General features: G+C 67.4%; 9 protein-coding genes. 6 read left to right on the forward strand and 3 right to left on the reverse strand.

All coding sequences use genetic code 11. The features are described 5' to 3' along the window. Nucleotides 1-259 precede the first annotated feature (259 nt). The 5 genes from RKE25_RS16575 to RKE25_RS16595 all read left to right on the forward strand — a co-directional run bounded on the left by RKE25_RS16575 (nt 260) and on the right by RKE25_RS16595 (nt 8410). Nucleotides 260-1582, forward strand: a complete 1323-nt coding sequence (locus RKE25_RS16575) for a carbohydrate porin (RefSeq protein WP_311839200.1) — start codon at nt 260-262, stop codon at nt 1580-1582. Between the two features lie 219 nt (nt 1583-1801). After that, on the forward strand, nt 1802-3103 hold the full coding sequence (locus RKE25_RS16580; RefSeq protein ID WP_311839201.1) for a dicarboxylate/amino acid:cation symporter: 1302 nt from the start codon (nt 1802-1804) through the stop codon (nt 3101-3103). A 34-nt stretch (nt 3104-3137) separates the two neighbouring features. Continuing rightward, the gene (locus RKE25_RS16585; protein WP_311839202.1) at nt 3138-4322 is read left to right on the forward strand and encodes a porin; all 1185 of its coding nucleotides are present in this window, start codon (nt 3138-3140) and stop codon (nt 4320-4322) included. Nucleotides 4323-4344: 22 nt separating this feature from the next. Continuing rightward, complete coding sequence (locus RKE25_RS16590; RefSeq protein WP_311839203.1) at nt 4345-5652, forward strand: MFS transporter; 1308 nt, start codon at nt 4345-4347, stop codon at nt 5650-5652. A gap of 73 nt (nt 5653-5725) precedes the next feature. Continuing rightward, nucleotides 5726-8410, forward strand: a complete 2685-nt coding sequence (locus RKE25_RS16595) for a NahK/ErcS family hybrid sensor histidine kinase/response regulator (protein WP_311839204.1) — start codon at nt 5726-5728, stop codon at nt 8408-8410. Between the two features lie 594 nt (nt 8411-9004). On the opposite strand, the gene RKE25_RS16600 is transcribed toward RKE25_RS16595, so the two are convergent. Next, the gene (locus tag RKE25_RS16600; RefSeq protein ID WP_311842415.1) at nt 9005-9616 is read right to left on the reverse strand and encodes a response regulator transcription factor; all 612 of its coding nucleotides are present in this window, start codon (nt 9614-9616) and stop codon (nt 9005-9007) included. Between the two features lie 208 nt (nt 9617-9824). Between RKE25_RS16600 and RKE25_RS16605 the strand changes: the two genes are divergently transcribed. Next, nucleotides 9825-10853 carry a MerR family transcriptional regulator gene (locus RKE25_RS16605; protein WP_311839205.1) on the forward strand — a complete coding sequence of 343 codons (1029 nt, stop codon included), beginning with the start codon at nt 9825-9827 and terminating at the stop codon, nt 10851-10853. Between the two features lie 62 nt (nt 10854-10915). Here the strand turns inward: RKE25_RS16605 and RKE25_RS16610 are convergent, their stop codons facing one another. Both RKE25_RS16610 and RKE25_RS16615 read right to left on the reverse strand, forming a co-directional pair. Then, on the reverse strand, nt 10916-11902 hold the full coding sequence (locus RKE25_RS16610; RefSeq protein WP_311839206.1) for a malate dehydrogenase: 987 nt from the start codon (nt 11900-11902) through the stop codon (nt 10916-10918). Between the two features lie 82 nt (nt 11903-11984). Continuing rightward, nucleotides 11985-13184: an aminotransferase class I/II-fold pyridoxal phosphate-dependent enzyme gene (locus RKE25_RS16615; protein WP_311839207.1), complete on the reverse strand. Its 1200-nt coding sequence runs from the start codon at nt 13182-13184 to the stop codon at nt 11985-11987. Nucleotides 13185-13354: the final 170 nt, after the last annotated feature.

The raw sequence follows: 13354 nt of genomic DNA on the forward strand, positions 1-13354 counted from the left end.
GCAAGGCGGCCTTTTTTCATGCGCGCCCGCAAGAACAAACGATTGACATGCTGCAACCGCACAGCGACGATGCGCCCGCCCTGCTCCAGGGCATTCACGAGACCACCCCGACCCCTCATGGACAGTGACCCTGCCACGGGCGTCACCTGCCGCGCGCGCGGCATGACGGCGCCACACAACCTGCGTATCCACGGCGCGGCCGTGAACGGGGTCGGGTCCGCCTGATCGCGTCATTCCGCGCCCCTGCACGGAATGAACGATGAAAGTCGCACGTCTCTTCGCGGCCGCCGCCTTGCTGGCCGCCCTGCCCCTTCACGCCGACGAAGCGCCCCTGTTCGTGCCCCAGTGGCTCGGCGCGCAGTACACCTTCGTCGACCAGCATCAGGACCGGGTGCGCTCGCCGTACGCCGGCCCGCTCAGTCTCAGCGCGCGCACCGACACCCAGCGTTCGCACACGTTCGGCGCATACCTCGGCGTCGCCCTGCCGGCGCACTTCCAGTTCTACGTCGACGTGGAAATGTTCAAGGGCGAAGGCGTCAGCGGCGCCACCGGCATGGGTGGCCTCACCAATGGCGATGTCATCCGTTCCGGCTCCGCCAGCCTGGGCAAGACGCCGTACGTCGCGCGCCGTTTCCTGCGCTGGACGCTGCCGCTGGGCGACGAGACCGACGACGTCGAGCGCGCCATGGATCAGCTGCCGGGCAAGGAAGCGTCGCGCCGGCTCGAAGTGAAGATCGGCAAGATGGCCATCAACGACGACTTCGACAAGAACCGCTACGCCAATGGCACGCGCACGCAGTTCATGAACTGGGCGCTGTTCAATGACGTCGCGTGGGACTTCGCCGCCGATACGCGCGGTTATACGGAAGGCCTGATGGTCGGCCTGGTCGAATCCGGCTGGAGCCTGCGCTACGGCATCTACCGCATGCCGCGCGAAGCGAATGGCTCGCAGCTCGTGCCGTCGCTGCAACGCGCGCGCGGACAGCAGATGGAGCTGACCCTCCAGCCGCAGAAGGACGGCTGGGCGCTGCGCGCCCTGGTCTTCCAGAACCAGGCCAGCATGGGCATCTACCGCAAGGTCATCGCCGAGGCGCTGGCGAACGGCACGGTGCCGGACATCCGCGCCGACGACCGTCCGGGCCGCCACAAGTACGGCTTCGGCCTCAACGGCGAGCTACCGTTGGCGGACGACGGCGATACCGGGCTGTTCATGCGCGCGGGCTGGAACGACGGGCGCAACGAGTCGTTCGCGTTCACCGAAGTGGATCGCACCGTCGGCGGCGGATTCCAGCTGTCCGGAGCCCACTGGGGGCGCACGCAGGACCATCTGAGCGTGGGCGTGGCGGTGAATGCGCTTTCGGCACCGCACCGGGAGTACCTCGCCCTGGGCGGCAGCGGATTCGTGCTGGGCGATGGCGCGCTGAACTACGGGCGCGAGCAGATCGTGGAGGCCTACTACAGCTTCATGCCCTTCGAACACCTGACGCTGAGCCCGGATCTGCAATGGGTGCGGCACCCCGGTTACAACCGCGACCGTGGGCCGGCGCGCTTCGTGGCCCTGCGAGCGCACGTGGAATTCTGACGCGCACCCACGCGCAAGAACTCGGCACACTGAATCAGCTGGCAGCCCAATGTCCGTGGCGGACGGGAGCGTTCCGCCATGGCGCCGCCAGTCGCCATGCCGCCCGGCCCGGCCTCTCCATGCAGGGAAGCCGGGCCACTCCCAACTAGCCGGTATGTGTTATTTGCCCCCGCCCAGCCGCCTGACAAGCTCCCGGACACCCCCTTCCGGGATGCCGTCATGCGCCAGTTCTATCGCCACTTCTATTTCTGGGTCCTGCTCGCGATCGTCGCGGGCGGACTGATCGGCCACTACTCGCCCGAGACCGGCGTGGCGCTCAAACCGCTGGGCGACGGTTTCATCGCGCTGGTGAAGATGCTGATCGGCCCGATCATCTTCCTCACCGTGGTGCTGGGCATCGCCGGCGTCTCCGACGTGAAGAAAGTCGGCCGCGTGGGCGCGAAGGCGATTCTCTACTTCGAAGTGGTCTCCAGCTTCGCGCTGGTGATCGGCTTGGTGGTGGTCAACACGCTCAAGCCGGGCGTCGGCTTCAATGCCACCCCGGCCTCCCTCGATGCCGCGGCGGTGGCCAAGTACGCCAATGCCGCGCACGAGCAGGGCACCGTGCAATTCCTGCTGCACCTGATCCCCAAGACCTTCAGCGATGCCTTCAGCGGCGACGGCGACCTGCTGCAGGTGCTGCTGCTCGCCCTGCTGTTCGGCTTTGCCATGATCCACGTCGGCGAGCGCGCCAAACCGGTGATGACGCTGCTGGAATCGCTGTCCAAGGTGTTCTTCCGCATCATGGGCATGATCATGCGCCTGGCGCCGCTCGGTGCGATGGGCGCGATGGCCTTCACCATCGGCAAGTACGGCGTGCACAGCCTGGGGCCGCTGCTGAAGCTGATGGGCAGTTTCTATCTGGCTTGCGTGCTGTTCGTGGTGGTGGTGCTCGGCGCGATCGCGCGCGCCACCGGCTTCAGCATCTTCAAATTCCTCCGCTACATCCGCGACGAACTGCTGCTGGTGCTGGGCACCTCGTCGTCCGAATCCGCGCTGGTTCCGCTGATGCAGAAACTGGAACGGCTGGGCTGTTCCAAGTCCGTGGTCGGCCTGGTGGTGCCCAGCGGCTATTCGTTCAACCTGGACGGCACCAACATCTACCTGACCATGGCCGCGATCTTCGTCGCGCAGGCGCTGGGCGTGGAACTGTCGCTCACCCAGGAACTGACCCTGCTCGCGGTGGCGATGCTGACGTCCAAAGGCGCGTCCGGCGTCACGGGCGCGGGTTTCATCACGTTGGCCGCCACACTCGCGGTCGTACCTTCGGTGCCAGTGGCCGGCCTTTCGCTGATCCTGGGCATCGACCGCTTCATGAGCGAAGCGCGCGCCATCACCAACATCATCGGCAACGGCGTGGCCACCGTGGTGGTCTCGCATTGGGAGAAGGAACTCGACCACGCCAGCCTGCAGGCCGCGCTGGACGGCCGCCCGCCCTCGCCCGCCGCGGACGAGGCCACCCTGCTCTCCGACGCCGGCTGAGCCGCCGGTTCCTTCCGAAGCCCACGAGGCCGCCATGACATCCTTTCGCGCGTTCGCCGTCTCCCTTCTTGCCTGCAGTGTGGGCGTGGGCCTCCCTGCCGGCGCCCGCGCCGCCGACATCAACAACTGGCCGATCAAGTACACCGCGCCGGGCGGCAGCGAGTGGATGCTCTACGGCAACTACCAGTACGACTGGATGGACGTCAGCGGCAGCAAGAAGCTGGAGGACGCCCACACCAACCGGCGCAAGGAGTTCGGCTTCATCGCGCGCAAGAAGGACCAGTGGGACGCCATGGTCTATTTCGACTTCCAGTCCAAGCAGTGGCTGGACGTCTATTGGCGCATGGAGACCAAATGGCTGTTCGGCCAGGACTACGGCAAGCTCCGCTTCGGTTACAGCAAGCTGCCCGTCGGCTTCGAAGGCGTCACCAGCGCGCGCAACGACAGCTTCATGGAACTGGCCCTGCCGCTGCAGGCGTTCTATGAAACGCGCCGCACGGGCATCGACTGGGCATTCGAGCGCCCGACGTACCTCATCAATGCCGGCTACTACTTCGGCGAAGACCTGCAAGGCGACAACGACGGCACCACCGTCGCCGCACGCGCCGCATGGACCCCGCTGAAGAAGGAAGGCGATGTGCTGCACCTCGGCGTCTCCGCGTCGGTGGAGCACCCGGACGCCACCACCGACGGCCGCGGCGTCGATCATTCGCCCGCGGCGCGCTGGCGCGCCAGGCCCGAGGCTGGCCTGACGACCGTGCGCCTGATCGACAGCGGCTCGCTCAGTCACGTCGACAGCAATCGCCGCCTGGGCCTGGAGGGGCTGTGGATCCATGGTCCGCTCTCGTTCCAGGGCGAGTACCTGCACGCCCACAGCGAGCGCGCGGACGGCCTGCCCGACTACACCGCCGACGGCTGGTATGCCTTCGGCAGCTATGTGCTGACCGGCGAATCGCGCCCATACACCGCCGGCAACGTCGGCAATATCAAGCCACGCGGCGCGTGGGGTGCCGTGGAGCTGCTCATGCGCTACAGCACGCTGGACCTGGACCACGGCAAGATCCTCGGCGGCCGCGAGCATGACCTCACCTTCGGCGCCAACTGGTATCTCACGCAGCACTTCAAGTTCCAGGCGAACTACGTGAAGGTCCACGCCACGCGTCAGGGCAAGCGCGAAGACCCGGACATCCTCGAGCTGCGCGCGCAGGTGTACTTCTGACCGGGAAAGAGGCGACAGACGCATGAGCACGACGATACAAGCACTCGCCGCGCGCGCCCCGGCCATGACGGCCGGCCAGCGCCTGCGCTCGATCTTCAGCGGCTCGATCGGCAACCTGGTCGAGTGGTACGACTGGTATGTGTATTCGGCGTTCTCGCTGTACTTCGCCCACGTGTTCTTTCCGGCGAGCGATCAGACCACGCAGCTGCTCAACACCTCCGGCATCTTCGCGGTGGGCTTCCTGATGCGCCCGCTGGGCGGCTGGCTGCTGGGCACCTTCGCCGACCGGCGCGGGCGCAAGGCCGCCCTGCTGCTGTCGGTGTTCATGATGAGCCTGGGTTCGCTGATCATCGGCCTGTCGCCCGGCTACGAGCACATCGGCGTGGCCGCGCCGATCCTGCTGGTACTGGCGCGCCTGCTTCAGGGCCTGTCGATCGGCGGCGAATACGGTACCTCCGCCACCTATCTCAGCGAGATGGCACCGCGCGAAAGCCGCGGCTTCTGGTCCAGCATCCAGTACGTGACCCTGGTGGCCGGTCAGCTCATCGCGCTCGCGCTGCTGGTGGTGCTGCAGCAATTCGTGCTCAGCGCCGAGCAGCTGCATGCCTGGGGCTGGCGCATTCCGTTCCTGATCGGCGCCCTGCTGGCGGTGATCGCGGTGATCATCCGCCGCAACATGGACGAGACGGCGTCGTTCAAGAAGGCCGCGCACCTGGAGAGCCCGCTACGCACCCTGCTGCGCCATCCGCGCGAGGTGCTGACCGTGATCGGCCTGACCATGGGCGGCACGCTGGCCTTCTATACGTACACCACGTACATGCAGAAATTCCTGGTGAACTCGGCCGGCATGAGCAAGGACGACGCCACCTCGATCTCCACCGCGGCGCTGTTCATCTACGCGCTGCTGCAACCGGCCTTCGGCGCGCTGTCGGACCGCATCGGCCGCCGGCCGCTGCTGATCGGCTTCGGCGTACTCGGCGCGTTAGGCACCTACCCCATCCTATCCACGCTCAAGGAAGCCCACGACTGGTGGCAGGCGTTCGGCCTGATCATGCTCGCGCTGGTCATCGTCAGCGGCTATACCTCGATCAACGCGGTGGTGAAGGCGGAGCTGTTCCCCACCGAGATCCGCGCGATCGGCGTCGGCCTGCCCTATGCGCTGGCGCTGTCGGTCTTCGGCGGCACCGCCGAGTACTTGGCGCTGTGGTTCAAGAAGATCGGCCACGAGGACTACTTCTACTGGTACGTCACCGCCTGCATCACCTGTTCCCTGCTGGTATACATAGGCATGCGCGATACCCGGCGGCATTCGCGCATCGTCGAGGACTGAACGCCGCGCGCGTCGCGCGGGGAATGGATGCCAGGCCGCCCGATCCGAACAGGCATTCCGTTCCCGAACAGGCATGGCCATCTCGTTCCGCCATGGCAAGACCGCCGCCGTCGCCGCCCTGCTCGCGGCCGGCATCGCGCTGTCTGCCCTGCTCGCCTACCGCATCGCCCTGCGCCACGCGCTGGGCAACCTGGCCGAGGACAGCGCACAGCAGCTGCAACTGCAATCGCTGGCTCTGCAGCGGCTGATCGATCGTTATCGCGTCCTACCGGGTACGCTGGCGCTCGACCCGGAGCTGCGCGCCGCCCTGGTCACACCGCCGGACGCCGCCACGCAGCACTACCTCAACGTCAAGCTGGAACACGCCAACGGGGTCACCCACGCTTCCACGCTCACCCTGCTGGACCGCGACGGACTCGCCTTGGCCGCCAACAACTGGCGCGAGCCGAGCAGCAACGTCGGCCACCGCTACGATTTCCGGCCGTACTTCCAGCAAGCGGTGGCCAAGGGGCTCGGTACGTTCTACGCCGTCGGCATCTCCACGCACGTGCCGGGCTACTTCATCGCCGAAGCGGTCAAGGGCGCCAAAGGCGAAGTGCTCGGCGTGATCTCGGTGAAAGTTCCGCTGGGCGAGCTCGAACGCGAGTGGCTGCACGGCGAAGACACGCTGCTGCTGAGCGACAAGATGGGCATCGTATTCCTCACCAACCGCAACGAATGGGAATTCCGCGAACTTGCCGCCCTGCGCCCCGACGAGGCGGCACGTCTCGAAGCCACCCGCCAGTACGAGGGACAGCAGCTGCGGCCGGCCCGATACCGCACCCTGGACGAACTGGACGACGGCAGCCTCCTGGTCCGCGCCACGGAGCCGGCCATGCGGGGCCCGCTGCTGTGGACCTCGCTGAGCCTGCCGCTGGAAGGCTGGACCCTGCACCTGCTGCGCAGTGCTTCCCGCAGCCTCGCCACAGCACGCGTCGCCGCCGCGGTCGCGGCGGCGGCCTGGGCGCCGCTGATCTTCTTCGGCCTGTTCCTGCAGCAACGCCGCCGGCTGATCCAGCATCGCCTGCAAAGCCGTGCCGAACTGGAGCGCCTGGTCGCCCACTACACCGGCGAGCTGCGCTCGGCGCAGGACAGCGTGGTGCAGGCCGCCGAAGCCGCCGCCAGCCGCAACGCCAGCCTGGAACATCTGCCCCAGGGCGTCAGCGTGGTCGACAAAGAGTTGCGCCTGGTCGCCTGGAATACGCGCTACCAGGAGATCTTCAAATTCCCGCCCGGCCTGCTGCGTGCCGGCATGCCGATCGAAGAGGTGCTGCGCTACAACGCGCGGCTCGGCCGGCTCGGCCCCGGCTCGGTGGAGGAAGCGATCCAGCGCCGCCTCGATCATATGCGCAGCGGTTCGGCGCACATGTTCGAGCGCGAACGGCCCGACGGCAGCGTGCTGGAAATCCGCGGCAACCCGCTGCCCGGCGGTGGCTTCGTCACCAGCTTCGCCGACATCACCGCGTACAAGGCCGCCGCGCGCGAGCTGCGCAACCTCGCCACCACGCTCGAACAGCGCATCGAAGAACGCACGCGCGACCTCGAAGCGGCCAAGGCCGAGGCCGAACGCGCCAACCGCAGCAAGACCCGCTTCGTCGCCGCGGCCGTGCACGACTTGCTGCAGCCGCTCAACGCGGCGCGAATGTACGTGGGCGTGCTGCGCGGCCACCTGCCCGGCGGCGACGACCGCGAACTGGCCGACCGGGTGGAAAGCGCGCTGGAAGCGCAGGACGAACTGCTCGCCAGCCTGCTCGACATCGCGCGGCTGGAAGCGGGCGCCCTGGCCGCCAAGCCCGTGGATCTGCCGCTGGAGCCGCTGCTCACGGGTCTGGCGCGGCAGTTCGGCATCCTTGCGCAATCGCGCGGCCTGGTGCTGCACTACGTACCCAGCCATGCAATGGTACATAGCGACCCGCTGCTGCTGCGGCGCATCCTGCAGAACTTCCTTTCCAACGCGATCCACTACACGCCACGCGGGCGCGTACTGCTCGGCTGCCGCCGCGGGCACGACAGCGTGCGCATCGAAGTGTGGGATACCGGCGTGGGCATTCCCGCGACCAAGCAGCAGGCGATCTTCGAGGAGTTCCGCCGCCTCGACACCGGCATCGACCGCGATGGCCGCAGTGCCGGCCTGGGCCTGTCGATCGTCGACCGCATCGCAAGGCTGCTCGGCCACCGCATCGGCCTGCGCTCCTGGCCGGAACGCGGCAGCGTGTTCTCTGTCACCGTGCCCTTGGGCGACCCCGTCGGTGTCGCGGAACCGGCCAAGCCGAACGGCACGGTGACAGACGAGGATTCCCCCCTGCGCGGCTGTAGCGTTTGGTGCGTCGACGACGCCCCGCAGGTCCGCGAAGCCACCGCCGCGCTGCTGCGGCACTGGGGTTGCGAGGTCACCCTCGCGGACGGCGCGGAGCAGGCCTTGGCGCTGGCCCACGCCAACGCCGCCCCCGACCTGCTGCTACTGGACTACCAGCTCGGCGACGAACACACCGGCCTGGACCTGCTGCCCCGCCTCGCCATGCAATGGGGCAAGCAACCACCGACCATCGTGCTCTCCGCACAGAAAGACCCGCAGACGCGAACACGCGTCCAGGAAGCCGGCCTCCGCTTCCTGGCCAAACCCGCCACCCCCGCCGCCCTGCGGGCGATGATGTCGCAGATGCTGCTGGCGAGCCTCGGCGAAGCGAGGGCGGCAAACGACGGAAGTTTCGCTCCGTAGCACCCCTCATCCCGCCTTCTCTCCCACGGGGACTACCTTCGGGTCGCCCGGAGGGGAGAAGGAGAAGTGCGGTACCGAGGCAAGCAAGAGCGAGCGAAGCGACGCTCCGTGTCGCTCTTGATCTCCCGGGTTCCCTTCGCGGCGGTGAGGGCTGGACGATCAGGCCGCCAAAGGCGGGCGGGGACAGGACGTCCCCGCCTTTTCGATCAGGGCATGGATGCCCTGTCGAAAAGCCCGGCCAGCCCTCAACGCACCCGGAGCAGCGTAGGCTGCGGAGGGCGCCGCGCAGGGGGCCTTTTCTTCTTGGTTACTTCTTCTTTGGGCAAGCAAAGAAGAAGTAACTCGCTCTCCGGCAGGAGAGCGAAACCCTCGCCCTCCGGGCGAGACCAGACTGGCGACCACGTCGCGACAACCGAGCGATACCGCCACTGGATGACTCGCTACGCCCGCCCCTTCGGGGCGGCCCTCCAGGCGTTCTCCGCGCGACGCACTCCGTCCGGCCCGCGACGGAATGACGAGTAGGTAGGGGCGAGGCTGACTCAGCGCCTCCCGTTGGGGTTCGCAGGCTCACCCCAACCTACGCCCACCCTGACCTCAAATCGCCGTCGACGGCGACTCATCCAAATCCAGCGACTTCGCCAACACCGCCGCCTGCGTCCGCGACCGGCAATCCAACTTCTTCAACACCGCCGTCACATGAATCTTCACCGTGTTCTCCGCCAATCCGAGCTGATCGGCGATCTGCTTGTTGAGCAACCCCTCCGCAAGCAACATCAACACACGCAGCTGCTGCGGCGTGAGCTGCGCCAGCCGTGCCGCCAGCGCGGCATCCTGCTCACTGCGCTCGGCCTTCTCGGCGGGGAACCAGCTGCCGCCTGCGAGCACCTCGCGCACGGCCTCGCCCAACGTGCCCACGGGCGCCGACTTGGACACGAAACCCGCGGCGCCGAACTGCTGCGCCCGGCGCACCGTGCGTGGATGATCGTTGGACGAGATCACGATGACCGGCACCTCCGGGCGCTCGCCGCGCAGCAGCACCAGCGAGGAAAAACCCATCGCGCCGGGCATCGCCAGGTCCAGCAGCACCAGATCGATGGCCGCTGCGCCGGCCAATGCGGTTTCCAGCGCGCTTTGGCTGGCCACCTCCAGCATGCGCGCGCCGGGCAGCGCCTCACGCAGCGCGTGCAGGATCGCAGCGCGGAACATCGGGTGATCGTCGGCGACAAGAATGGTTTGCACGGCTGCCCTCTTCTTCTGAGCGGACGGATCGGTCGCCGCCGGCGGCCGTTGCCCTTCGCGCCGGAGGCGCGACCGCTGGTGTTTTAACAGAGGCTCGCAGCGGCGGCTATCGCGATGCTTGACCCTTACGTAACGTAAGGCCTCAGTGTTCGGCCCCGCACCGAAGGAGAACCCCATGCTGTTGACTGTTGGCGAACTGGCGCGGCGTTGCGGGCTGACCGTCCGCACCTTGCATCACTACGACACCATCGGCCTGCTGAAGCCTTCAGTGCGCTCCGCTGCCGGCTATCGACTCTACGATCGGGCGAACATCGAACGCCTGCATCGCATCCGCGCCCTGCACCAGTTGGGCCTGTCGCTGGCCGCCATCGGAGACGCCCTGTCCGGGCCGCAGGCGCCGCTGCCGGAGGTGATCGATCGCCAGATCGCCAGCCTCGACCGCGAGCTGGCCAAGGCCGCGCTGCTGCGCGAGCGGCTGCTCCGGCTGCGCATACAGCTGGATACCGGACAGTCCCCCGACCTGGCCGACTGGCTGGACACGCTCGAGACCATGACCATGTACGAAAAGTACTTTTCCGCCGACGAACTGAAGACCCTGCCGCTGCACACCGACCCCGACGTACTGCCCGAATGGAGGGCGCTGGTCACCGCGGTGCAGGCGGCGATGGACCGCGGCGCGACCGCACAGGACCACGACGCACAGCTGCTGGCGCTGCGCTGGATGACCATGCTCGGGCGCGGCACCGGCAACAACCCCGCCTATCTGTTGCGCCTGCTGGACATCAACGAACAAGAGCCCTGCATGCGCGAGCGCAGCGGCATCACCCGCGAGCTGGAGCGCTTCGTGGAGCAGTCGCTGATCGCCGCGCGGCTGTCGATCTTCGCCCACTACCTGGATGCGCGGGAGATGGAGCGAATGCAGGCGCATTACGGCGCGCAGATGCATGCCTGGCCCGTGCTGATCGCGGAACTGCGCCATGCCATGAACGACCAGCTTCCGCCCGCGCACCCGCACGTGCAGGCCAAGGCGCGGCGCTGGATGGAGCTGTTCTTCGCTTATGCCGGCGACGACCCGGCCACGCATGCCCGCATTCGCGAGGCCTATGCGAAGGAGCCGGACCTGCGCAGCGGCAGCTCGGTGGACGAACCGCTGCTGGCCTATGTGCGCAGCGCGTGGGAAAGCGTGCAGGCGGCGACGCACTGAGTTCCTCAACGAAGAAGGGCGGCCCAAGGGCCGCCCTTCCTCAGCTTCGATACCGAAGCGGCTTACTTCTTGGCGAACAGGTGCTCGACGCCGGCGCGCTCTTCGCGCAGTTCCTTGTCGGTCGCTTCCATGCGGGCGCGCGAGAAGTCGTTGATCGCCAGGCCCTGCACGATCTCGTACTTGCCGTTCTTCACCGTCACCGGGTAGCCGTAGATCACGCCCGGAGCGATGCCGTACGAGCCGTCGGAAGGAATGCCCATCGAGACCCAGTCACCGTCCACGGTACCCAGCGCCCAGTCGCGCATGTGGTCGATCGCGGCCGACGCGGCCGACGCAGCGGACGACGCGCCGCGCGCCTTGATGATCGCCGCGCCGCGCTGCTGCACGGTCGGGATGAAGGTGCCTTCGTACCAGGCCTGGTCCACCTGCTCGAGCGCCGGCTTGCCCTTCACCGAAGCCTGGTGCAGGTCCGGATACTGGGTGGAGCTGTGGTTGCCCCAGATGGTGACCTTCTTGATGTCGGTGGTGTGCGCACCGGTCTTCTCGGCCAGCTGCGACAGAGCGCGGTTGTGGTCCAGGCGCACCATCGCGGTGAAGCACTTCGGATCGAGGTCCGGGGCGTTCTGCTGGGCGATCAGCGCATTGGTGTTGGCCGGGTTGCCCACCACCAGCACCTTCACGTCGCGCTTGGCGTGGTCGTTCAGCGCCTTGCCCTGCGGGCCGAAGATGGCGCCGTTGGCTTCGAGCAGGTCCTTGCGCTCCATGCCCGGGCCACGCGGACGCGCGCCGACCAGCAGGGCGTAGTCCACGTCCTTGAAGGCGACGTTGAGGTCGTCGGTGGCGACGACGCCGGCCAGGGTCGGGAACGCACAATCGTTCAGTTCCATCACCACGCCCTGCAGGGCGGGCAGCGCCGGGGTGATCTCCAGCAGATGCAGGATCACCGGCTGGTCCTTGCCGAGCATGTCGCCGGCGGCGATGCGGAACAGCAGGGCATAACCGATCTGGCCGGCAGCGCCGGTAACGGCAACGCGAACGGGGGCTTTCATCACTTGCACTCCTTCAGGGGACAGGTGGGCCGTGCCCACCGAGTTAATCGGGGTGGGCTCGCGGACCCACCGATGCGATGGATCAGGTCAGCTCGGCGAAGAAGGCCTGGATACGCTCCAGTCCCGGCTTCAGCTGCGCCGTGGGACAGGTGTACGAAATGCGCATCGCGCGCGGCTCGCCGAAGGCGGAGCCCGGCACGCAGGCCACACCGGTCGCTTCCAGCAGCGCGGCGCAGAACTCCACGTCGTTGGCGATCTTCGTGCCCTGGTGGCTCTTGCCGAAGGCTACGGAAATGTCGGGGAACGCGTAGAACGCGCCCTGTGGACGCGGGCACACCACGCCGGGGATCGCGCGCAGCGCATCTACGACCACGTCGCGCTTGCCGGCGAATTCCTCGCACTTGGCGCGCGGAATGTCCTGCGGGCCGGCGAACGCCGCGACGGCTGCCGCAGTGATCACTTCCGGCACGCTGGTGATGTGGTTGGAGTTGAGCGTGGTCACCGCCTTGGCCACCGATTCGGGACCGGCGATCAGGCCCACGCGCCAGCCCGGCATGCCGTAGGTCTTGGAGACCGAGTCGACGAACACCAGCCGCTCGCGCAGTTCGGGGCGCGCGAACACGAAGTTGTGGTAGCCCAGCCCGTCGAACACCATCGAGTTGTAGATGTCGTCGGTGATGATCCACGTGTCCGGATACTTCGCCAGCACGTCCGCCAGCGCGGCGATTTCCTCGCGCGTGTAGACCATGCCGGTGGGGTTGGACGGGTTGTTGAACAGGAACACCTTCGGCTTGCGCTTGAGCGCTTCTTCCAACTGCGCGGGCACCAGCTTGTAGTTCTGTTCCGGGCCGCAGTGCAGCACGTTGGCCTTGGCGCCGACGATGTCCGCGATGTCGTGGTAGGTGGTCCAGTACGGCGCGGCGAAGCAGATTTCGTCGCCCTCGTCGAGCATGGCCTCGGCCAGGTTGTACAGCACCTGCTTGGCACCGATGCCGATGGAGAGATTCAGGCGGCCGTAGCCGGTGAAGCCCAGCGCCTCGATGTGCTTGAGGAAGGCGTCCAGCAGCGCGTCGGCGCCGCGGTTGCTGCCGTACTGGCCGGAGTCGTGCTTGAGCGCCTCGCGCGCCGCTTCGTACACATGCTCGCCGGGAAGAAAGTTCGGCACGCCGATGGAGAAGCTGATGATGTCGCGGCCGGCGGCTTTCAGCTGCCTGGCCTTCTCGGCGATGACCATGATCGCGCTGGGCTTGGCACGGCCGACACGCTGGGCGAGCTGGGGCATGACTTCCTCGGGTTAGAGCCGGTGGAGGGGGGAGGAGGCAGCAAACCCGGCGATTTTAGCATGCGGCGCCGCGTCATCCCGTACCGGCGCGCCCAGCGGACCCGGGTGCATTCCACGACGGGCCCATGCATGATGCGCGGGCCACGCCCTCCACCGCACGGAGCCGGGGC

The organism is Dyella sp. BiH032 (assembly GCF_031954525.1).
Taxonomy (GTDB): Bacteria; Pseudomonadota; Gammaproteobacteria; order Xanthomonadales; family Rhodanobacteraceae; genus Dyella_D.

Bases quoted from the DNA above. Each gene is read 5' to 3' on its own strand.
- RKE25_RS16575 (WP_311839200.1), top strand. From the start codon at position 260: ATGAAAGTCGCACGTCTCTTCGCGGCCGCCGCCTTGCTGGCCGCCCTG.
- RKE25_RS16580 (WP_311839201.1), top strand. From the start codon at position 1,802: ATGCGCCAGTTCTATCGCCACTTCTATTTCTGGGTCCTGCTCGCGATC.
- RKE25_RS16585 (WP_311839202.1), top strand. From the start codon at position 3,138: ATGACATCCTTTCGCGCGTTCGCCGTCTCCCTTCTTGCCTGCAGTGTG.
- RKE25_RS16590 (WP_311839203.1), top strand. From the start codon at position 4,345: ATGAGCACGACGATACAAGCACTCGCCGCGCGCGCCCCGGCCATGACG.
- RKE25_RS16595 (WP_311839204.1), top strand. From the start codon at position 5,726: ATGGCCATCTCGTTCCGCCATGGCAAGACCGCCGCCGTCGCCGCCCTG.
- RKE25_RS16600 (WP_311842415.1), bottom strand. From the start codon at position 9,616: ATGTTCCGCGCTGCGATCCTGCACGCGCTGCGTGAGGCGCTGCCCGGC.
- RKE25_RS16605 (WP_311839205.1), top strand. From the start codon at position 9,825: ATGCTGTTGACTGTTGGCGAACTGGCGCGGCGTTGCGGGCTGACCGTC.
- RKE25_RS16610 (WP_311839206.1), bottom strand. From the start codon at position 11,902: ATGAAAGCCCCCGTTCGCGTTGCCGTTACCGGCGCTGCCGGCCAGATC.
- RKE25_RS16615 (WP_311839207.1), bottom strand. From the start codon at position 13,184: ATGCCCCAGCTCGCCCAGCGTGTCGGCCGTGCCAAGCCCAGCGCGATC.